Source organism: Holzapfeliella floricola DSM 23037 = JCM 16512 (assembly GCF_001436605.1).
GTDB lineage: Bacteria > Bacillota > Bacilli > Lactobacillales > Lactobacillaceae > Holzapfeliella > Holzapfeliella floricola.
Map to the genome: position 1 here is coordinate 139,086 of NZ_AYZL01000020.1, position 20,893 is coordinate 159,978.

General features: G+C 34.7%; 20 protein-coding genes, 1 pseudogene and 1 riboswitch. Of the genes and pseudogenes, 20 read left to right on the forward strand and 1 reads right to left on the reverse strand.

The genetic code is table 11. The features are described 5' to 3' along the window. Window positions 1-22: 22 nt before the first annotated feature. The 7 genes from FC86_RS04890 to FC86_RS04920 all read left to right on the forward strand — a co-directional run bounded on the left by FC86_RS04890 (window position 23) and on the right by FC86_RS04920 (window position 7,988). Window positions 23-1,975: an acyltransferase family protein gene (locus FC86_RS04890; protein ID WP_056974955.1), complete on the forward strand. Its 1,953-nt coding sequence runs from the start codon at window positions 23-25 to the stop codon at window positions 1,973-1,975. 7 nt (window positions 1,976-1,982) lie between these two features. Further along, on the forward strand, window positions 1,983-2,912 hold the full coding sequence (gene rnz / locus FC86_RS04895; RefSeq protein WP_056974956.1) for a ribonuclease Z: 930 nt from the start codon (window positions 1,983-1,985) through the stop codon (window positions 2,910-2,912). 7 nt (window positions 2,913-2,919) lie between these two features. Continuing rightward, window positions 2,920-3,717, forward strand: a complete 798-nt coding sequence (locus tag FC86_RS04900) for an SDR family NAD(P)-dependent oxidoreductase (RefSeq protein ID WP_056975243.1) — start codon at window positions 2,920-2,922, stop codon at window positions 3,715-3,717. Next, the gene (locus FC86_RS04905) at window positions 3,714-4,019 is read left to right on the forward strand and encodes a lipopolysaccharide assembly protein LapA domain-containing protein (RefSeq protein WP_056974957.1); all 306 of its coding nucleotides are present in this window, start codon (window positions 3,714-3,716) and stop codon (window positions 4,017-4,019) included. Before FC86_RS04900 ends, FC86_RS04905 begins: the two co-directional genes overlap by 4 nt. A gap of 143 nt (window positions 4,020-4,162) precedes the next feature. Next, complete coding sequence (gene rpmF, locus FC86_RS04910; RefSeq protein WP_056974958.1) at window positions 4,163-4,345, forward strand: 50S ribosomal protein L32; 183 nt, start codon at window positions 4,163-4,165, stop codon at window positions 4,343-4,345. 124 nt (window positions 4,346-4,469) lie between these two features. Next, entirely contained in the window at window positions 4,470-6,401 is a 1,932-nt protein-coding gene (locus FC86_RS04915; RefSeq protein WP_056974959.1) for an acyltransferase family protein, read from the forward strand. 21 nt (window positions 6,402-6,422) lie between these two features. Further along, complete coding sequence (locus tag FC86_RS04920) at window positions 6,423-7,988, forward strand: bifunctional metallophosphatase/5'-nucleotidase (protein ID WP_056974960.1); 1,566 nt, start codon at window positions 6,423-6,425, stop codon at window positions 7,986-7,988. A gap of 10 nt (window positions 7,989-7,998) precedes the next feature. On the opposite strand, the gene FC86_RS04925 is transcribed toward FC86_RS04920, so the two are convergent. Beyond that, a complete protein-coding gene (locus FC86_RS04925; protein WP_056974961.1) occupies window positions 7,999-8,178 on the reverse strand; it encodes a YjzD family protein in 180 nt (59 codons plus the stop codon). A 110-nt stretch (window positions 8,179-8,288) separates the two neighbouring features. Here FC86_RS04925 and FC86_RS04930 point away from each other — a divergent pair, with 110 nt between their 5' ends. From FC86_RS04930 to cmk, 13 genes and pseudogenes are all read left to right on the forward strand, one after another. After that, window positions 8,289-11,423: a DNA polymerase III subunit alpha gene (locus tag FC86_RS04930; protein ID WP_056974962.1), complete on the forward strand. Its 3,135-nt coding sequence runs from the start codon at window positions 8,289-8,291 to the stop codon at window positions 11,421-11,423. A 108-nt stretch (window positions 11,424-11,531) separates the two neighbouring features. Next, window positions 11,532-12,491, forward strand: coding sequence for a 6-phosphofructokinase (pfkA, locus tag FC86_RS04935; protein WP_056974963.1), 960 nt, complete (start codon window positions 11,532-11,534; stop codon window positions 12,489-12,491). Window positions 12,492-12,515: 24 nt separating this feature from the next. Further along, a pseudogene (gene pyk, locus FC86_RS04940) lies at window positions 12,516-13,880 on the forward strand (pyruvate kinase); the annotation flags it as partial. A gap of 169 nt (window positions 13,881-14,049) precedes the next feature. Then, on the forward strand, window positions 14,050-14,511 hold the full coding sequence (locus FC86_RS04945) for a DUF441 domain-containing protein (protein WP_056974965.1): 462 nt from the start codon (window positions 14,050-14,052) through the stop codon (window positions 14,509-14,511). A 10-nt stretch (window positions 14,512-14,521) separates the two neighbouring features. Next, on the forward strand, window positions 14,522-15,421 hold the full coding sequence (locus FC86_RS04950; RefSeq protein ID WP_056974966.1) for a CvfB family protein: 900 nt from the start codon (window positions 14,522-14,524) through the stop codon (window positions 15,419-15,421). Next, entirely contained in the window at window positions 15,399-16,304 is a 906-nt protein-coding gene (gene xerD / locus FC86_RS04955) for a site-specific tyrosine recombinase XerD (protein ID WP_056975244.1), read from the forward strand. Before FC86_RS04950 ends, xerD begins: the two co-directional genes overlap by 23 nt. Before the next feature lie 21 nt (window positions 16,305-16,325). Beyond that, entirely contained in the window at window positions 16,326-16,694 is a 369-nt protein-coding gene (locus tag FC86_RS04960) for a hypothetical protein (protein ID WP_056974967.1), read from the forward strand. Further along, a complete protein-coding gene (locus tag FC86_RS04965) occupies window positions 16,684-17,424 on the forward strand; it encodes a segregation and condensation protein A (protein WP_056974968.1) in 741 nt (246 codons plus the stop codon). Before FC86_RS04960 ends, FC86_RS04965 begins: the two co-directional genes overlap by 11 nt. A 3-nt stretch (window positions 17,425-17,427) precedes the next feature. Continuing rightward, window positions 17,428-17,991 (forward strand): SMC-Scp complex subunit ScpB, encoded by a 564-nt coding sequence (gene scpB / locus FC86_RS04970; protein WP_056974969.1) that lies wholly within the window; start codon window positions 17,428-17,430, stop codon window positions 17,989-17,991. Further along, window positions 17,991-18,713 carry a pseudouridine synthase gene (locus FC86_RS04975; RefSeq protein ID WP_156403348.1) on the forward strand — a complete coding sequence of 241 codons (723 nt, stop codon included), beginning with the start codon at window positions 17,991-17,993 and terminating at the stop codon, window positions 18,711-18,713. The genes scpB and FC86_RS04975 overlap by 1 nt, the downstream gene beginning before the upstream one ends. 23 nt (window positions 18,714-18,736) lie before the next feature. Beyond that, window positions 18,737-18,863: riboswitch (FMN riboswitch) on the forward strand. Window positions 18,864-18,951: 88 nt separating this feature from the next. Beyond that, complete coding sequence (locus FC86_RS04980; protein WP_056974971.1) at window positions 18,952-19,527, forward strand: ECF transporter S component; 576 nt, start codon at window positions 18,952-18,954, stop codon at window positions 19,525-19,527. 56 nt (window positions 19,528-19,583) lie between these two features. After that, a complete protein-coding gene (locus FC86_RS04985; protein WP_056974972.1) occupies window positions 19,584-20,162 on the forward strand; it encodes a LysM peptidoglycan-binding domain-containing protein in 579 nt (192 codons plus the stop codon). Window positions 20,163-20,176: 14 nt separating this feature from the next. Next, complete coding sequence (gene cmk, locus FC86_RS04990) at window positions 20,177-20,833, forward strand: (d)CMP kinase (protein WP_056974973.1); 657 nt, start codon at window positions 20,177-20,179, stop codon at window positions 20,831-20,833. Window positions 20,834-20,893: the final 60 nt, after the last annotated feature.

The following is a 20,893-nucleotide window of genomic DNA, read 5'->3' on the forward strand; positions in this document are numbered from 1 at the left end:
CAAAAAGGGGTATTATCATCAAATGAAAAAAGAACAAGAAAAGAAAAAATATCTAACTGGGGTTGATGGATTAAGAGCGCTGGCTGTTATTGGTGTTATTTTATATCATATCAATCCTAACCAATTTATTGGGGGATATTTGGGGGTATTAGTATTCTTTGTTTTATCAGGGTACTTTATTACAAGTCATTTGATTAAAAACATGGAAAGTAATACATTTGGTTTTCGTGACTTTTACATTAAAAGAGTGAAACGAATATATCCGCAGCTCATTAGTGTTTTAGCACTAACAAGTACATATATTTTGCTTTTTCAACGTCATTTATTAGCACAGCTTTATCAAATAGTTGTTACAAATTTAGTCGGAGTTTACAATTTTTGGCAGATTTTTAATGGCCAGTCTTATTTTGAACGTTTTGCACAAAATGAGTCACCATTTATTCATTTGTGGACTTTATCTATTGAATGGCAATATTATATCATTTGGCCGTTAGTACTGGCTGCTTGTTATTATTTTTCAAAGAAAAAGCGCTATCCAATTATTGTAGCGATTGTTCTAACAATTGTTTCGATTGGACTGATGGCGGGATTATATCGTCCAGGCATTGACACTAGTCGAATCTATTATGGAACGGATACTAGACTATTCGCCTTAATGATGGGCTCACTTCTAGGAATGATTTGGCCTAGAGAAAAGCTCACTCACAATGTTCAAAAGCTCACTTCTACTGTGCTGAATTCTGTCGGCGGTGTGAGTTTGCTGATTATTTTTATTATGAGCTTGTTGCCTATCATGAACCCTCAGCAAGGGTTTACGTATTTAGGCGGTATGGCTATATTTTCACTTTTCACAACGCTGCTTGTGGCTGTGATTGTTCATCCTGCAGCTATGTTTAATCGATTATTAACAAATCCGATTTTTAGTTATTTAGGAACTAGAAGTTATGGCATTTACTTATATCAATTTCCGATTATGATTTTCTTTGAAACTCGATTTAAAAATATTGCAGACCATCCTGTTTTGTATCCTGTAATTGAAGTGATGTTAATTCTAGTGGTTTCAGAGGCATCTTATCAATTGATTGAAAAACAAGCCCATAAGCTAACAATTAGTGGCTTAATTAGGCAATTGAAGTCGTTTAAATCTTTATGTGTTAAATCACAAGTTAAATGGGGAGTGTCCGCTGTTATACTTGGATTGTTCATAGGTGCAGTTATAACATCACCATTTGTGAAAGCTGCGGATGCAAAAGACAGTCAACTAGCCAAAACAATTGCTTCAAACGGTGAAAAGAATCAATCTGAAAATAAGGAATTGATTGCTCAAGCTCAAAGCAGACAAAAACAGGCTGTTGAAGCAGAAACTAAGAAAGCTTCACCTTTCCAGGCTGTGATTGATCAAGCTAAGCAAAATGAAAAAAATGGCCCCGTAAATGTGGATTATCAAAATTACGGTCTGACACAATCACAACTGCAATTGATGCAGTTTTTACCAATATCTGGTATAGGAGATTCTGTTATGGCAGGATCATCTAACATTTTGAAAACATTGTTTCCACAAATGATTGTTGATGCAACAATATCAAGACAAATGATTCAAAGTTTCGATATTGTAGCGCAATATCAACAAGAAAAAGCCTTGAATAATATTGTCTTAATTGGATTAGGAACAAATGGTCCTTTTTCAAATGATAATTTGAATCAATTGATTAGCCAAATAGATGCAGGTCACACAATTTTTTGGATTAATACGCATGTTCCAAGCCGTCAGTGGCAAAACAGTGTAAATCAAGTTGTACAACAAGCTGCAACTGAACATCAAAACTTTAAGGTAATCGATTGGTATGGTTATTCAAAAGGTCACGATGATTGGTTTTATGAAGATCAAATTCACCCTAATCCAGAGGGTGCAAAATATTATGCGACATATATTGCAAAGACTATTCTTGAAAGTATTAATTTAAAAGGTGAGTGATCGGTGAATGGAGTTAGAATTTTTAGGAACAGGTGCAGGTGTACCTGCTAAATCAAGGAACGTAACAAGTATTGCATTAAAATTATTAGATGAGCTTAACGAAGTTTGGCTTTTTGATGTAGGCGAAGCAACTCAGCATCAAATATTATCGACAACCATTAAACCGCGTAAAATCACAAAAATATTCTTAACTCACTTGCATGGCGATCACTTATTTGGATTACCAGGCTTGTTGTCTTCACGTTCATTTCAAGGTGGGGATGGCCCGTTAACCATTTACGGACCTCCAAAAGTTGAAAAGTTTGTTAAAACTGCTTTAGCAGTTTCAGACACTCACTTGGGTTATAAAATTAATTACGTACCAGTTACTGAATCAGGTTTAGTTTTTGAGGATCATGGTTTTAAAGTAACTTGCGAAAAATTAGAACATCGCGTACCTAGTTTTGGTTATCGAGTGGAAGAAAAGCCAAGAGCCGGAGAATTACTTGTAGATAAGCTTAAAGCCTACCACATTAAATCAGGACCAATTTATGGTAAGCTAAAACGTGGGGAAGAAGTAACACTTGAGGATGGTACAGTTCTTGATGGAAAAGATTTCTTAGGACCTGACCATCCGGGCAGGGTTGTTTCTATCTTTGGTGATACACGTAAAACACCTCAAAGCGTTGTTCTTGCTCAAGATGCAGATGTTATGGTTCATGAGAGTACTTTTGGAAAAGCAGAGGGTAAGTTAGCTTATGATTATTACCATTCAACTAATATTCAAGCTGCTAACATAGCGAAACAAGCTAGTGCTAAAAGATTACTGTTAACTCATATTTCTGCTCGTTATAATGGGAATTATTCCTATGAGCTAGAAAAAGAAGCAAAAAAAGTCTTCAAAAACACAAAAGTTGTGAAAGACTTTGATATTATTGATGTGCCAATGAAGAGGTAATGACATGATGAAAGAAATAAATCTAGAAAACAAAATAACCGTTATCACAGGTGCATCAAGTGGTATTGGCGCTGAAATTGCGATTGAAGCAGCTAGAAAGAATTCTGATGTTGTTTTAATTGCACGAGATATTCAGAAATTACAGCATGTTCAAGCTCGTATTAAACAAGTGTCCGATTCTGATGTTATTTTAATTTCTGCTGATATGAGTAATCCAGACATAATTGAGCAAGTCTATAAAAAAATGAAATCAAAAATAGACCGGTTTGATTATCTTGTTAATGCGGCTGGATTTGGTGATTTTGACTCTTTTTTTGATATGTCAATGACTAAAGCACAATCGATGTTTGATTTGAATGTGATGGGTTTGATGTACTTCACTCGATTAATAGGGCGCGACATGATGAAAGTGGGTTCGGGTAAGATTATTAATCTAGGATCAGTCGCTGGCAAAATCCCCACACCTAAATCAGCTGTCTATTCGGCTACAAAAGCCGCTGTTATTCAATTTTCCAATGTCTTACGTTTAGAACTAGCACCGTTTGATGTTAAAGTTATGACAGTTAATCCTGGGCCTGTGTCAACTAATTTCTTTAATATCGCCGATAAAAACGGTCACTACGTTGAAAATGTGGGTAGTTTTATGCTAGAGCCAGATGAATTAGCTCAAAAAGTTGTAAGCCATTTTGAAGACTCAAAAAAAGAGTTAACATTACCATTTTCATTGAATCTAGCATCTAAATTTTACTTGCTATTTCCAATGATTGGTGATTATATTATTATGAAATGGGGGGATAAAAAATGAAGAATCAAAAACAATTTATCATTGGGTTAGTATTATTATTAGTGGTTGTCTTATTTGCTTTAGCAAATGTTCATTCAGTAAATGTTAATTTTGGGATTACTTCTATTAGTGTCCCACTTATCTTGCTAATTGTTGTTATTTTGATCATTGGGGCTGTTTTAGGGATGCTTGTAACTTTGAATACACAAAAAACTAATTCTAAAGAAGTTAAGTCCTTAAAAGGTGAAGTAAAGACTCAAGCTAGTGAACTAAAATCAGCAAAAAAAGCAAATTCTAAAAAAGAAACAAAAAAAACTAAATAATTTAGATTTACAAATCATAAATGACTTGATAATATCTAGAATAGATAGTATGATGTATTCTGTGAGTTATTAAAGCTTAAAGCTTTTTTAGCGTGATGAATAACCATCAATTAAATATTAATTTTAAGTAAGGAGTGTTTTGAATGGCTGTACCAGCACGTAGAACTTCTAAACAAAAGAAACGTCAACGTCGTGGACATATCAAATTGAGTGTTCCTAACATGCATTATGACGCAGTAAACGGCGAATACCGTTTAAGTCACCGTGTATCCCCTAAAGGATATTACAAGGGACAACAAGTTGTAACATCTAACGAAGAAAAATAAGACACTAATTTAGTGTCTTATTTATTTTGTCGTAAAGTTTTTGATAAAATCAGTTATTTACTAACTGATTTTATTTTTTTATGGTTAAATATAATTATGAGAAAATTTAATACGGGGGATTTTTATGAAACAAAAACAAAGTAGGCGTTATTTTACGGAGATTGATGGGTTAAGAGCATTAGCTGTTATTGGTGTTATTTTATATCACATTAACCCGAACCAATTTATTGGTGGTTATTTAGGTGTTTTGATCTTTTTTGTTCTGTCAGGATATTTTATAACAGGGCATATCATCAAAAGAGTTAAGCTTAATCAATTTAGCTTTAAAGAATTTTATATTAAGAGAATAAAGCGAATTTATCCACAACTAATTAGTGTTTTGGCACTAACTAGTACTTATATTTTATTATTTCAACGTCAACTACTACATAATTTATATCAAATTGTTTTAACTAATTTACTTGGTGTTTACAATTTTTGGCAGATTCTTAATGGCCAATCTTATTTTGAACGATTTGCACAAGATGAATCACCATTTATTCATTTATGGACATTGTCTATTGAATGGCAATATTATTTAATTTGGCCAATTGTTTTAGTCATTTTGTTTAAACTATTCAAAAAAATCAGTTATGTTGCTAGTTTTACCGTAGTTATTGCGGCCTTGTCTGCAGGGTTAATGGCTTTTTTATACCATCCGGGTATAGATACTAGCCGTATCTATTATGGAACAGATACACGTTTATTTGCTTTGATGATAGGGTCTTTATTAGCTATGATTTGGCCATCTGAAAAGTTATCAAAAAATGTATATTTATCTGTGAAATGGCTAATAAACCTATTTGGCGCTGTTGCATTAGTTGCTTTATGCTGGATGAGTATTTGGTCAGAAATGGATCCGCAAAATGGTGTGCCTTATTTGTGGGGAATGTTGGTGTTTTCATTGATATCAGCAGTATTAGTTGCTATTATTATCCATCCTGCATCTTCCTTTAATCGATTACTGACTAACCCAATATTTAGTTACTTGGGTAGCAGAAGTTATGGGATTTACTTATACCAATTTCCGGTTATGATCTTTTTTGAAACAACTTTCAAAAATACTGCCCATCACCCGCGTTTAGTTCCAGTAGTAGAAGTGATTTTGATTTTATTAATTTCAGAAGTTTCACATCAGCTAATAGAAAAACATGCCCACAATTTTTCTTTGAGTTATTTAAAATCAAGATTATCAAACTTCTCTCAAATGAAGTGGTATGGTCAATTAAAATGGAGTATTTTTAGCGCTATTATTTTAGCATTCATCGTTAGTGTGGGAGTTTCACCTTTTGCTAAAGAACAAGTTAATCCCAATCCGCTAGAACAAGCAGTGACTGATAATGTAAAAGAAAATAAAAAACATAACGCTAGAATCTTAGCCCAAAATAATCGATTGAATAATGGGGATGCAGAAAATGATTATTTAGTAGCTAAACAACAGGCTGAAAACAAACCCGTGTCAATTGATTCCTCTTATCAAGAATTAGGCTTGACTGCTTCAGAGTTGCAACAATTAAATTACCTTTCTGCAACTGCTATTGGGGATTCTGTTATGGCTGGATCTTCAAATGGATTGCGGGCCATTTTACCTAACATGACCATTGATGCTGCGATTTCAAGACAAATGGTTGAAGGCTATGACATCCTAAAAAAATATAAAGAAGAGGGGAATCTTAGTCCTATTATCGTAATGGGCCTAGGAACTAATGGCCCATTTTCATTTGATGATTTAGAAAAGGTAATGGAATTAGTTGGAAAAGATAGTCATTTATTTTGGATTAATGTCCATGTTCCTAATCGTCCATGGGAAACAAATGTTAATCAAACAATAGCTGAATTTGCCTCAACACATTCTTCTGATTTTACAGTGATTGACTGGCATGATTATTCTAATACGCATCCTGATTGGTTTATAGATGATTTAACTCACTTAAATCCATTGGGTAATGGTCCGAAATACTATGGCTCTTATATTGCCAAAATAATATTACAAACAATGGCTAATCAAAAACAGTAAAGTGCAATTTGGAGGTATATTTTGAAATTAAAATTACTACTAACTAGTGATTCACACGGATTCATTAGACCCACAACCTATCAAAATCGAAAGATTACGGGTGATTTTGGTATAACAAAACTAGCGACAGCTTTTAGTCAAGAAGAAGCTAAAGATGATTATGATTATTTGCTTAAAATCAATAACGGTGATTTTATTCAGGGATCAGCTCTAGCAACTTATCTCAATAAAAAGAATACACTGTCAGCGATTCAAAGATTTAATGATGTTTTTAATACCATTGGATTTGATGCCACAATTGTGGGTAATCATGAGTTTAACTATGGTTTTGATTATCTTAAACAATTCATTAACCAAGATAGTCAGGTTTTAAATGCTAATATTTTAAATAGCGAAACCAAGCAGTCAGCATTTGGTAAACCTTATCAAATTTATGAGCAAGCAGGCGTGAAAATTGGGCTACTAGGGTTAACCACAGCATATATTCCAAATTGGGAGCAGCCTCAAAAAATAGCTGGATTGCAGTTTGAATCGGCATATGACATGGCAAAAAAATGGGTGCCTTTACTCAAACAAGAAGCCGATATCGTTGTGGTTTGTTATCACGGTGGATTTGAGCGTGATTTACAAACAGGCAAACCAACAGAAGCTCTTACGGGTGAAAATGAAGGCTATCAAATTTTAACAAAGATACCTGGGATTGATGTTTTATTAACAGGTCATCAACACCGTCAAATTGCAGAAGTTATTAATGGCGTGGCCATTATACAACCGGGTTATCGTGCACAATTTTATGGAAAAGTAGAAGTTGACTTCGAAAAAACGCAAACTGGCGTAAAAATCAACGATAAAAAAGTAGAACTAGTCCCCACACAACCTTTTGCTGAATCAAAAGCAATTGTTGACTTAATAAAACCGTTACATCAAGAGACTGAAGATTTCCTAGATCAAAAATTAGGACAAGTAGCAGGTGACTTTACTATTTCAAACCCGCTACAAGCTCGAATTGAAGGCAGCCACTACATTGACTTGATTAATCAAATTCAATTAACGGAAACAAAAGCTGATTTATCAGCAACTGCTATTTTGAATGATCAAGCTAAAGGGTTGCCTCAATTTGTGACTATGAGAGACATCTTAAGTAATTATCCTTTTCCTAATACATTAGCTGTGATTGAATTGACAGGACAACAGCTGCGAAATGTCTTAGAGCATGCGGCCACTTTTTTTGATTTGGATGACCAAAACGAGATTAAAATTAATCCTGCTTTTTGCAAACCAAAACCGCAACTGTACAACTATGACATGTTTTATCCGTTAGATTATACCTTTGATATAACCCAGCCTTATGGCAAACGTGTTGCTAAATTAAACTACCAACAACAAGAAGTGAAGCCATCAGACAAATTTAAAGTAGCTTTGAGCCAGTATCGAGCTGTTGGTGGGGGAAACTATCCTCATTATGGAGCTGATGCTATTAGTTATGAAGTATCAACAGATATGGCCGAACTCATTGCACAATATATTAAAGATAACTCTCCAATCAAATTGCCTAAGCATTTTGATTACAAACTAAAAAAAGCTTAACTCATATGAGTTAAGCTTTTTTATTTTGGCGCTCTGCAATTGTAATTGTTACACTAAGTAAAACAGCCATTACAATTCCCATAATTAAGGATTGCATTGGTTCAAAAGAAGTTTGAGTCAATGAACCTGCAAGGTAACCAGTCACCATTGAAAAAACGATTGACCAAAACATCACAACGATATATTTCATACTTTTCCCTTCTTTCAGTCGTGTAATTCAACATCATTTTAAAGATAAATCATTTATAAGACAAGTCTAAAATTTGTTATACTATTTTTAAAGTAAAGGAGCTTGATTAAATGTTTACAAATTTACAAACAATCAGTAGTTACAGTCTTTTGCAAAGTCCGACTAAGATTAAAGATCTTGTGACCACTGCTAAAGAAAAAGGTTATCAAAGTCTTGCTTTGACAGATATTAACGTTACTTATGGACTGATTGAATTTTATCAAGCGGCAAAAGAAGCTGGTATTGAGCCACTCTTAGGGATGCAATTAGAAGTTCGTGGTAATATTCAAGCTCAAGAGGTCTTCAGTGTAACTTTAATTGCTAAAACTAATAAGGGGTATCAAAACTTATTGAAGTTATCGTCTTTAAAGCAACTAAATGAAGCTGATTTCTCTTTAGCTGATGTCTCTCATCATTTAAGTGAGCTAATTGTCATTATACCTCCCCAAAAAAGTGAGTTACATTATTTAATGCAGCAAAACCCGTCACTAGTTAATCAATATGTTGAACAATTGCAGCAAGTCATTCCTGATGCAGCAGATCTTTATTTTGGTATTCACGCATCAGAAAAAGAAATGACTGACACTCAGCAAGTCCTAGACCTAACTAGGCCTTATCATCTTAATATTGTTGCTTTAGAAGATGTGCAGTACCTCAATCCAAAAGATGCGTTTACTCAAAAAGTGCTTAAAGCAGTTAGTGAGGGGCAGTTAATCGATAAACAAACATTGTCTGAGTCTGAAACTCAAGTTGGAGAGCGCTATTTAGAAGATAGTGCAACAGTTGCTCAAAGATATCAAAACTATGGGTATCAGCAAGCACTGGAAAATACACAAAAAATCAGTAATGAGTGCCGAGTTACTATTGATTTTTCAAGTGTCAAACTTCCAAAATTTGAGCAGTCAAAATATGAGACCTCAGCAGAATATTTGAAACATCTAACCGTACTTGGCTTAAAAAAACGATTTCAGACGAATCAGTTACCCACAGTTTACGCTAAACGTTTAGCTTATGAACTACAGGTCATTGAACAAATGGGATTTAGTGATTATTTCTTAATTGTTTGGGATGTTATTCGTTATGCATTAACACACGATATCTTGACCAGTCCAGGACGAGGATCTGCTGCGGGGTCACTTGTTGCTTACAGTTTAAAAATCACTGATGTTGATCCGATTGCTTATAATTTATTGTTTGAGCGATTTTTAAATCCCGAACGTCAAAACATGCCGGATATTGATTTGGATATCCCGGATATTAAACGTGATGAAGTTATTGCTTATGTTTACCAAAAATACGGATTTGATCATGTTGCACAGATTATGACATTTGGGACTTTTGGGGTTAAGCAGGCTATGAAGGATACCTTGAAAGTATTGGGGTTCAGTCAACTAGAAGCAAATAAATGGTCACAGTTGCTTTCAAAGACGTCTTATCAGAGTTTTGAAGAGGCCAAACAAAGTAACCCAGAGTTAGTTAAAAAACTTAATGAGAGTTCTTTAAACCAGGTGATTGAGACGACTGTTACTCAGCTAGAAGGGTTGCCACGCCATATTTCAACTCATGCTGCAGGTGTCATTATTTCAAAAGATGTGTTGTCGGAAAAGGTGGGCTTACAAAAAGGTGCCGCTGATATTCCAATTACCCAGCAAACTATGGGTTATTGTGAAGCACTAGGACTACTTAAAATGGACTTTTTGGGATTGCAGAATTTGACCATTCTTAGCCAAATTATCGCTAATCTTCATTCCGAAGATGTTGAAATTGACTTAGACCAGATTCCATTAACGGATCAAAAAACTTTTGAAACTTTTCAAAAAGGGGACACTGATGGGGTTTTTCAATTTGAATCTGCAGGTATCCGTCGGGTATTAAAAAAATTAAAACCAGATAGTTTTGAAGATATTGTAAGTACAAATGCTTTGTATCGACCAGGTCCAATGGATAATATTGATACCTTTGTCAAACGTAAGCACCATGAATTACCCATTGATTACCCCGATAGTAGCTTAAAATCAATTTTAGAGCCAACCTATGGTATTTTGGTTTACCAAGAACAAGTTATGCAAGCGGCACAAGCACTGGCTGGATTTACGCTAGGTCAAGCCGATATGTTACGACGAGCTATTTCTAAGAAAAATACAGCACAGCTAGCCAAGTTGAAAGATGCCTTTATGCAAGGAAGTTTATCTCATGGACACTCACGTGAAGTTGCCGAGAAAGTTTATGCGTATATAGAAGCTTTTGCTAACTATGGATTTAACCGTTCTCACGCTGTGGCTTACAGTAAAGTGGCTTATTGGTTAGCTTATCTTAAAACTCACTATCCTGAAGCTTTCTATGCGAGTTTGTTAAATAGTCATATCAATGATAAAGAGAAACTTACGCTGTATTTACGACTTGCACGTCAAGCAGGCGTTAAAATTAATGGTCCTGATATTAATGTCAGCTTAGGCGAATTTAGTTTTGAAAATAATGAAATTTATTTTGGGTTACGTGCGATTAAAGGGATGCGACGCGATTTTATTAAAGCTATTCTTGAAGAAAGACAATCAAAACCTTATCGAGAAGTTATCGACTTTTTAAAACGGATTCCTAAACAATTCTTAAAATCTGACTTAATTACAAATTTAACTTATTCCGGCTTTTTTGATGCGGTTGAGCCCAATCGTAAAAAGATATTAGCCAAGTTACCTGATTTGTTAGAGAGTTTAAAATTGTCGGGGAACAATTTGTCACTACTGGACGTATTACTTCCCAAATTGCCAGATGTGCCAGATTACACGCAACAAGAAAAACTTATTCAAGAAGAATCAGTCTTGGGAACAACAATCAGTAAAAATCCACTTGAAGAAGTCATTGCTTACTTTAAAAAACGAGGAGCACAAGATGTAGCTAATTTACAGATGAACCAAACAGCAACTATTGTTGGACAATTAACAGATATTAAAGTCATCAAGACTAAAGCCGGTTCTGAGATGGCATTCTTACATTTTGTTGAATTACATCAACCATTTTCAGTGACGGTATTTCCACAGAAATGGCAAGATTATCAATATCTTATGAAAGAATCTGGCGTCTACTTATTGAAACTGAAAACCCAGCCGGATCGTTATGAAATTTCACAAATGCAATTAATCTTAGAAAATGTTAAAAAGATTATGATAAATAAGCCCAATGACAGGGCACAACAGGACACAAAATAAGAATTAAACTGTAAAAATCAGACAAAATTAAAGACATCATAATAAAAAAATGTTACTATAATAATGGTTCTGATAAGCAAATTTATGAAGAAGGTTTGAGGTGAATTCATGAAACGCATTGGGATTTTAACAAGCGGTGGCGATGCCCCAGGCATGAATGCAGCAGTTCGTTCCGTTGCTCGTAAAGCAATGGATGCTGGACTTGAAGTGTTTGGAATTAACTACGGTTTTGCAGGACTTGTTGCGGGAGACATTTTCCAAATGACTTCTGAAACAGTAGCAGATCGTATTAATACAGGCGGAACCTTTTTATACTCTGCAAGATATCCAGAGTTTGCCCAGGTAGAAGGACAACTTAAGGGTATTGAACAGCTTAAAAAATTCGGTATCGATGCATTAGTTGTTATCGGTGGAGACGGATCTTATCACGGTGCTTTAAGACTAACTGAACATGGTTATAATGCAGTTGGTTTACCAGGTACAATCGATAACGATATTCCTTACACAGATTTCACTATTGGCTTTGATACAGCTTTAACAACAGCTGTTGATGCATTGGATAAAATTCGAGACACAGCGTCAAGTCATCAACGTGTATTCGTTGTTGAAGTGATGGGTCGCGACGCCGGAGACCTTGCATTATGGTCAGGTGTTGCTGCTGGTGCTGAAGCTATTGTTGTTCCTGAAAAGGATTATGACATTAAGCAAATTGCTGAAGATCTTAAAAAAGGTTTTGAAAACGGCAAGAAGCACGGTATTATTGTATTAGCTGAAGGTGTAATGTCATCAGAAGATTTCTTAGCTGAGCTTAAGAAACATGGTGATTTCGATGCTCGTGCCAATACTTTAGGACACATGCAACGTGGTGGTGTTCCTACAGCTAGAGATCGTGTTTTAGCAAGTAAAATGGGAGCTTATGCTGTTGATTTATTATTAGAAGGCCAAGGTGGATTAGCTGTTGGTATGGAAAATAATCAAATTACACATCACTCAATCTTAGATTTATTCGATGAAAAACATCATGCGGATTTATCACTCTATGATTTGAACAAATCATTAGCAAAATAACAAACAAGGAAGAGGACTTATACTATGAAACAAACAAAAATTGTAAGTACATTAGGACCTGCAAGTAATAATGTTGACACAATCGCAAAATTAATCGAATCAGGTGCTAACGTTTTCCGTTTCAACTTTTCACACGGTGACCACGCAGAACACCAAGAACGTATTCAAATGGTTCACGAAGCAGAAAAGAAAACTGGTAAATTAGTAGGTATTCTTTTAGATACTAAAGGTGCTGAAATGCGTACAACTGACCAAGAAGGCGGAAAATTCATCGCTGAAAAAGGTAAAACAATGCGCGTTTCAATGGATGCTACTTTAGTAGGTAACCCTGATAAAATCGCTGTTACATACCCAGGTTTATTCGACGATACACACGTTGGCGGACACGTTTTAATCGATGATGGTTTAGTTGATCTATTAATCACTGAAAAAGACGAAGCTAACAAAGAACTTGTTGTTGAAGTTCAAAACACTGGTAAAATCGGTTCTAAAAAAGGTGTTAACGCACCAGGTGTTGAAATTCGCCTTCCAGGTATTACAGAAAAAGATGCAGATGATATTCGTTTTGGTTTAACACAAAACATCAACTTCATCGCTGCTTCATTCGTACGTAAAGCACAAGATGTTTTAGATATTCGTGCAATTCTTGAAGAAACAGGTAACGAACACGTTCACATCATTCCTAAAATCGAATCACAAGAAGGTATCGACAACATCGATGAAATTCTTGAAGTTTCAGATGGTCTTATGATTGCTCGTGGTGACATGGGTGTTGAAATCCCATTCCAAAACGTACCATTCGTTCAAAAATCACTTATCCAAAAATGTAACGCTTTAGGTAAACCAGTTATCACAGCTACACAAATGGTTGACTCAATGCAAGAAAACCCACGTCCTACACGTGCTGAAGTTTCTGACGTTGCTAACGCTGTTTTAGATGGTACAGATGGTACAATGCTTTCAGGTGAATCAGCAAACGGTGAATACCCTGTTGAAGCTGTTTCAGCTATGGCTGCTATCGACCTACGTAGTGAAGAATCAATGTACGCAAACAACACTCTATCAAAAGCTAGATTAGCTGATTACCCAGCTCAATCAGAAACAGAAGCTCTTGCAGCAGCAGCTGTTCGTACATCTGAATCATTAGGTGCTAAAGCTATCGTGGTTTCAACAAAATCAGGCCACACAGCTAACTTAGTATCTAAATTCCGTCCAAACGCTAAAATCGTTGCTTCAACATTTAGCGAAAACACACAACGTTCTCTAACAGTTGTTTGGGGTGTTCTTCCAGTTCTTACAACAGAAGACAAAGCATTCGACGATGCAGTTAAAGCTGCTAAAGATAACGATGTAGTAGCAAGCGGAGACAAAGTTGTTGTTATCTCAGGTAACACAGTAAGCGTTGTTGAAGCTTAATTCATTCTTTAAGTTTAATACTTCTTTATTAGCTTAAGATAAGTTAAAAAGCCAATCCATATGGATTGGCTTTTTCATTTGTTTAAAGCCTTGTTATCACGTATACTAAAGAGTACTAGTAAGTAAATAAAGGAGTGGGATTTTGGAAAGCTGGATTTTTCTTGCCCTAATTTTGGCAGTTTCCATTTTTGGAAAAAATACTTCGCTGATTGTTGCAACTTTAGCGGTCATGTTATTCAAACTTGTCCCTTATTCAACAAAAGTACTCAGTTATGTTGATGCTAAAGGAATGAATGTCGGTATCACGATTATCTCAATGGCAATTCTAGTACCGATTGCGACCGGGCGAATTACTTTTAAAGATTTGCTTGAAGCCTTCAAAACACCTTCTGGATATATAGCGGTTGCTTGTGGAATATTAGTTGCCATTTTGTCTGCTAAAGGTGTTGGGTTACTTGCTCAGAGTCCAGAAATAACAGTTGCTTTAGTTTTTGGAACCATTTTTGGTGTGGTTTTCTTAAAAGGTATTGCGGCAGGTCCAGTTATTGCATCAGGCATGACTTACGTTATTTTGATGGTTATTAACCAATTTATACAAAATTAAGGATGAAATTATGTTACAAGATAAGTTAGGAAAAGTTATTGAAGCAACAATAACAGATATGAATAAGGATGCATTTTTTGTACAAGTGGATGGGCAAACCTTCTATCTTGGAAAAAATGATATTCAAGATATTGATATTAAAGACAAAGGTGATCAAGTAGTAGGCTTTGTCTATGAAAACCAACATAAACAGTTAAGAATGACGCAACATTACCCTGAATCGATGGTTGATGTTTATGGCTTTGGGACTGTTAAAGAAGTTAAAAGAGATTTGGGTGTTTTTATTGATATTGGATTAAAAGATAAAGATATTGTAGTTTCACTTGATGATCTACCACTCGACTCTTTCAAATGGCCCAAACTCGATGACCGTTTAATGATTCGCCTAGAGATAGACCACAAAGATCGTATTTGGGGCAAGCTAGCTGAAGAAGAAGTCATGGATCAATTGAGCGTTCGATACCCTCGAGATTTAAAAAATACCGAATTAGATGGCACTGTATATGCCACAAAACAAATTGGTGCGTTTATTGTAACTGACGAGTACTATTTAGGTTTTATTCATCATACAGAAATGTATGGCCAAGCACTACGACTTGGTGAAAGAGTGAAAGCCAGGGTTATAGGTAATGGACAACATGGGCGTTTAAACTTAAGTTTAATGCCACGTGCTTTTGAAGTAATTGATGATGATGCACAAATGATTGTAATGATGTTAAAGCGCAATAAAAATCATACACTACCTTTTTATGATAAAAGCGATGCAGAGCTAATTAAAAGCCAATTTGGTATTAGTAAAGCCAGCTTTAAACGTGCGCTTGGAAATTTGATGAAGCAGAAGTTGATTACGCAAGATAAGGAAAAAGGCGAAATAAAGTTAAATGAAGATGAACCAGCAACAAATGACTGATTTACTTGATGACTATCTTCGATTTGTTAGAATTGAAAGAGGACTATCATTTAATACTGTTCAAGCTTATCGACGTGATGTTAAAACTTTTATTAATTTTCTTTCAAAACAAAAAATAGCTGATTTTAATATTGATACGTTTAAGATAGATGATTTTTTAAGTGAACAACATGATCAAAAGAAGTCCTCAACGACCATGATGCGCTACATTTCAGCTCTTAGAAAATTTTATCAGTGGCTGTTTAAGCATCGCTATGTTCAATCCGATCCGATGCAAAATGTTTCTTCACCAAAGAAGCAACAACACCTTCCTGTTTCACTATCTGTAAGAGAAGTGGATGCGTTATTAGCCTCGCCAGATACTAATCAAATTTTAGGGCTGAGAGATCGTACAATTTTTGAAGTTATGTATGCGACGGGCTTGCGTGTAAGTGAAATTGTTAATTTAACAATGAATGACTTACATTTAGAGTTAAATCTAATTAGAATTGTTGGAAAAGGTAACAAAGAACGGTTAGTGCCAATTAGTGACGTTGCTATTTCGTGGATTAAAGATTATATTAATCATTCCCGCCAATTTTTGTTAGCTAAAGCTAACGTTAAAACTAGGGCTTTGTTTTTGAATCATCGTGGTACTAAAATTTCTAGACAAACCGTTTGGAAAATGATAAAAAAATATGTTGCAATGGTTGGGATAGACAAAGATGTCACACCACATACCTTGCGACATTCTTTTGCAACACATCTACTTGAAAATGGTGCGGATTTGAGGATTGTCCAAGAACTATTAGGACATAGTGATATCTCAACCACCCAAATTTATACTCATATATCAAAAGCTAGAATTGCAAAGATTTATCAAAAATCGTTCCCAAGATCTTAATAAATGTAGGTGAACCTTAACGTGTTAATTAAATATAAAAATGATTATGAAAAGATAGCAATGGGTTTTTTATCATACTTAGATGATTTGAAATCTGTTGAAAATTTAAAAGAAGAAATGAAGTTATACCAAAACAAAAGCGAGTTCGTTCTTTATTTATATAAAGAAAATACAAATGATTTTATTGGTGTTTTAGGTATTCAAGAAGGTTCAGGATTTATAATGGTACGCTATGTTTCATTAGCACCTAATTACCGATACACGCCTTACATCAATGATATGTTGAGTGAATTGCAATTTGTATATCCTAAAGACCGAATTATTGGTACTCCCGAAAATGCAAAGATAATCCAGAATTTTGAAGAGAGTCGTTCAAAACATGACGAATAAATTACAAGTAAGCTTGCCAAATTTTGAAGGCCCGTTAGATCTGCTTTTACACTTAATTAAAGTACAAGAGTTAGACATCTATGATATTCCAATTGCTGAAATTACAAAGCAGTATTTGGATTACCTAGAAAAAATGCAACAGAGGCAACTTGAAATTGCGGGTGAATATTTTATAATGGCTTCGACGCTATTAAAAATAAAATCAGATGTGTTATTACCAAAGAATGATTTTGAAGAGCAAACCTCAAATGATATTTTAGACCCTCGTCAAGAATTGGTAGATCAGTTATTGACTTACGAAATTTATCAAAATACAGCACATTATTTAGCAAATAAACTGGAAAAACAGCCTTTAGTTTTCTCCAAGGAGATATCTGAAGTTCCTGAGAACTATTCAAAAAAACTAGTTGATGGTGAAGTCAAACCACAGAAACTAGCTGATATTTTTTCATTGCTTCTAAAAAAAGCAAAAGCCGAAAAATTGACATTAACTAAAATTAAGCCAGATCAATTTGATATAAAAGATCAAGTCAATCTCATTTTGAATCATTTTAGGACAACATCTTCATTTTCGTTTTTTGATTTTGTTAGTGAAATACAAGTCAAGTCTGTGAACCATGTGGTAGCATTATTTCTAGCTATTTTAGAGTTAAGCAAAAATCAAAAAATCAGCGTTTCACAAGTTAATCAAAACGATGACTTTTTGGTTTTTCAGAAGGGGGATAACTAAATAATGAACTATGCGGATTTAGAGGCAGTGTTGTTTGTGGCGGGTGATCAGGGTGTTGATGAGAAAAACCTACAAGATTTATTTGACGTATCAATTACAGATTTAAAAAATGTCATAAACTATTATGTATATAGCCTTGAGCAAGATGTTAATCGTGGATTACAGTTAATTAAAGTTAACCAGACCTATAAATTAGTGACCAAAGAAGCGACAGAGTCTGTTTTGAAAAAATATTACAAAAAGGATATACAATTTCATTTGAGCCAAGCTGCACTGGAAGTATTGGCTATTATCTGTTATCAACAACCTATTACTCGAGTTGAAATTGATGAAATTAGAGGTGTAGCTAGCCAAGCTGCTATTCAAACTTTAAATGCTCGCGGTTTAATTGCTGAAAATGGTAAAAAAGATGTTCCAGGTCGTCCCAAACTATTTGGAACAACGGATTACTTTTTACAATATTTCGGTTTTGAATCGTTAGACGAAATGCCCAAAATAGAAGAATTTAAAACAGAAAGTTTAATTGATACACAAGGTATCAATGAAGAAGAGGTGAACAAATCATAATGGAAAGACTACAAAAAGTGATCGCTAATGCAGGCATCACATCAAGAAGAAAAGCAGAACAATTAATTATTGACGGCAGAGTACGCGTTAATCATCAAATTGTGAAAGAATTAGGAACAAAAGTATCTTTTCAAGATATTGTCGAGGTAGATGATATCCCAATAGAAAAGCAAACGAAATCACATACTTTTCTTTTCTACAAACCAAGAGGTGTTATTTCTTCTGTTAAAGACGAAAAAGACAGAAAAACTGTAACTTCTTTCTTCGAAGATTTTGATTATCGTTTATATCCTGTTGGACGTTTAGACTACGACACGTCAGGTTTGATTTTGATGACAAATGACGGTGATTTAGCCAATGGACTAATGCATCCAAGAAACAAAGTTGATAAGGTTTACGTTGCTAAAATTGCTGGGTTTTTGACCAAAGATGAAATTAGACAACTTCAAAAAGGAGTTGTTATCGATGGTAAAAAGACGTCTCCAGCTAAAGTGAAAGTTATTTCTTCTGATTCAAAGAAGAAAACAAGTATTGTTCGTTTAACCATTCATGAAGGTCGTAATCATCAAGTTAAAAATATGTTTAAAGCTGTTGGCCACCCAGTTGATAAATTAAGTCGTGAACAGTATGCCTTTTTAGATCAAACAAGTCTTGTCTCTGGTAAATACCGAGAACTATCTCGTCAAGAGGTTGCACAACTAAAAGAACTTATAGTAAAATAATCGTACTAGTTAAATAATTAAATTATTGTCTTCAGGGCAGGGTGTAATTCCCGACCGGCGGTAAAAGTCCGCGACCTAACTTTTTTTAAGTTGGCTGATTCGTTGCAAATACGAAACCGATAGTTAAAGTCTAGATGGGAGAAGACAGATTTTTTGTGCGTCTAAAAAATCTGTTGTTGAATATTGAAGCAATAGATTTTTTTATTTTTCTAAAATATATTTTTAGGAGAATTGTTTTATGTTTAAAGAAAAATCGTTACAAAAAATCATTGTTTTGGCCTTATTTGGTGCTGTTTCATTAATATTGATGCAGTTTGAATTTCCAATAATTCCAATGTTTCCTTATCTTAAGTTTGATTTTAGTGATATTATGGTCGTAATTGGTGGGGGACTGTTTGGCCCAGTAGGAGCAGTTTTGACAGCAGTTATTAAAGTGTTTTTGAATTTTGTTTTGTTTGGTGGAAACGTAGTATCATTAATTGGAATGAGTTCTTCGCTTTTAGCTTCGTTAGCTTTTGCATTACCTCTAACAGTGACACTCAAAAATGATACTACTTGGAACTGGATAAAAAGTAGTGGGCTATCAGTACTATCCTTAACGGTATTGCTATCTGTTGGCAACTGGCTTATATTTACCCCGCTTTATATCAACCTACTAAATTTCAACTTAGGAACATCACTTGTTAACTATGTCCTTACAGCAATTGTGCCTTTCAATTTAGTTAAAGGCGTTATCTTAAGTATAACGTCCGTGATTGTTTATCGATTAGTTATTACCAAATTAAAAAGAATGTTAGAAGTTTCTAATAAATAATATATCAAAACCCCCTATGTTTATGATAAAATTATAGACAGCATGGGGGTTTTTTTATGGAAGATAATCGTACCGATTCAAGGCAATCTCTTTCTAGGATGAAATCAAGACATCCACAAAGTAAAAAGCCACGTTGGTTTCTGTGGCTTTTAGGAATTATTGGAATCATTGTTATAATAATTTTTATATGGACACGATTCAACGGTGGAAGTAGTGAGCCTAGTATTAGTTCGAGCTCTGAAAGTTCATCTGAGGTTATATCTTCAAGTTCTCAGAGCCAAAGTAGTGACTCTAGTGTAAGTAGTTCTGAGTCTTCTATTGCTTCATCAAGCAGCAGTATTTTAGAATCACAATCGAGTGAAACTGTGACGAGTCAAGCAATCACATCATCGCAGGTCACGACAGACCAAAACGTAACTGCACAGTCTCAACAACAGCAATCTACAGCAACTACTCAAGCTCAAAGCCAATCAACACAAGAAACAGTAGATACCCAAATGTATACTGTTAAAAATGGTGATAGCTTGTATTTGATTGCTAAAAAACAAGGTGTAACTGTTGACCGTCTCGTTAAACTTAATAATTTAACAACTGAGGCTGTACTACAACCTGGTATGAACTTAAAAATTAAATAGTAGGTGAAGTTTGAATGCAAATCGCAATTGATGGGCCAGCATCGGCTGGTAAAAGTACAGTTGCAAAAAAATTAGCACATAATTTGAATTATATGTATTTAGACACAGGTGCTATGTATCGAGGTGTCACGCTTGAATTTTTGAAAGATGATATTGATTTAACTAATGAAGAATTAATATCACAAAAATTAAAAAACATTAATTTAACGTTTGAAACTGTAGATAATCAGCAGCACATTCTAATTAATGGTGTTGATAAAGGACAAGAGATTAGAAGTGTGGCAGTGACTAATTTGGTATCAGATGTGGCTTCAATTAAGCAAGTGAGAGAATTTTTGGTTGCAGAACAAAGGCGCATCGCCGGAAAACATAATGTGGTAATGGATGGCCGAGACATTGGCACAACTGTCTTGCCTAACGCTGAGGTTAAAGTCTTTATGTTAGCAAGTGTTGAAGAACGTGCGCAAAGAAGGCTACTAGATTACCAACGAAGTGGTGAAGAAATCTCATTAAGTCAGATTGAAAAAGATATCAAAAGTAGAGATTATAAAGACCAACATCGTGCAATATCACCCTTAGTAAAAGCTACGGATGCTGTTGAATTAGATACAACCAGTTTATCTATAGACGAAGTTGTTGAAAAATTAAAAAAAATTATAGAAAAAAGGTAAAAAAAGCTAGTCATTTACTAGTTTTTACTCTAAAATAGAGTTGAGAAAGTGGGAGGAATT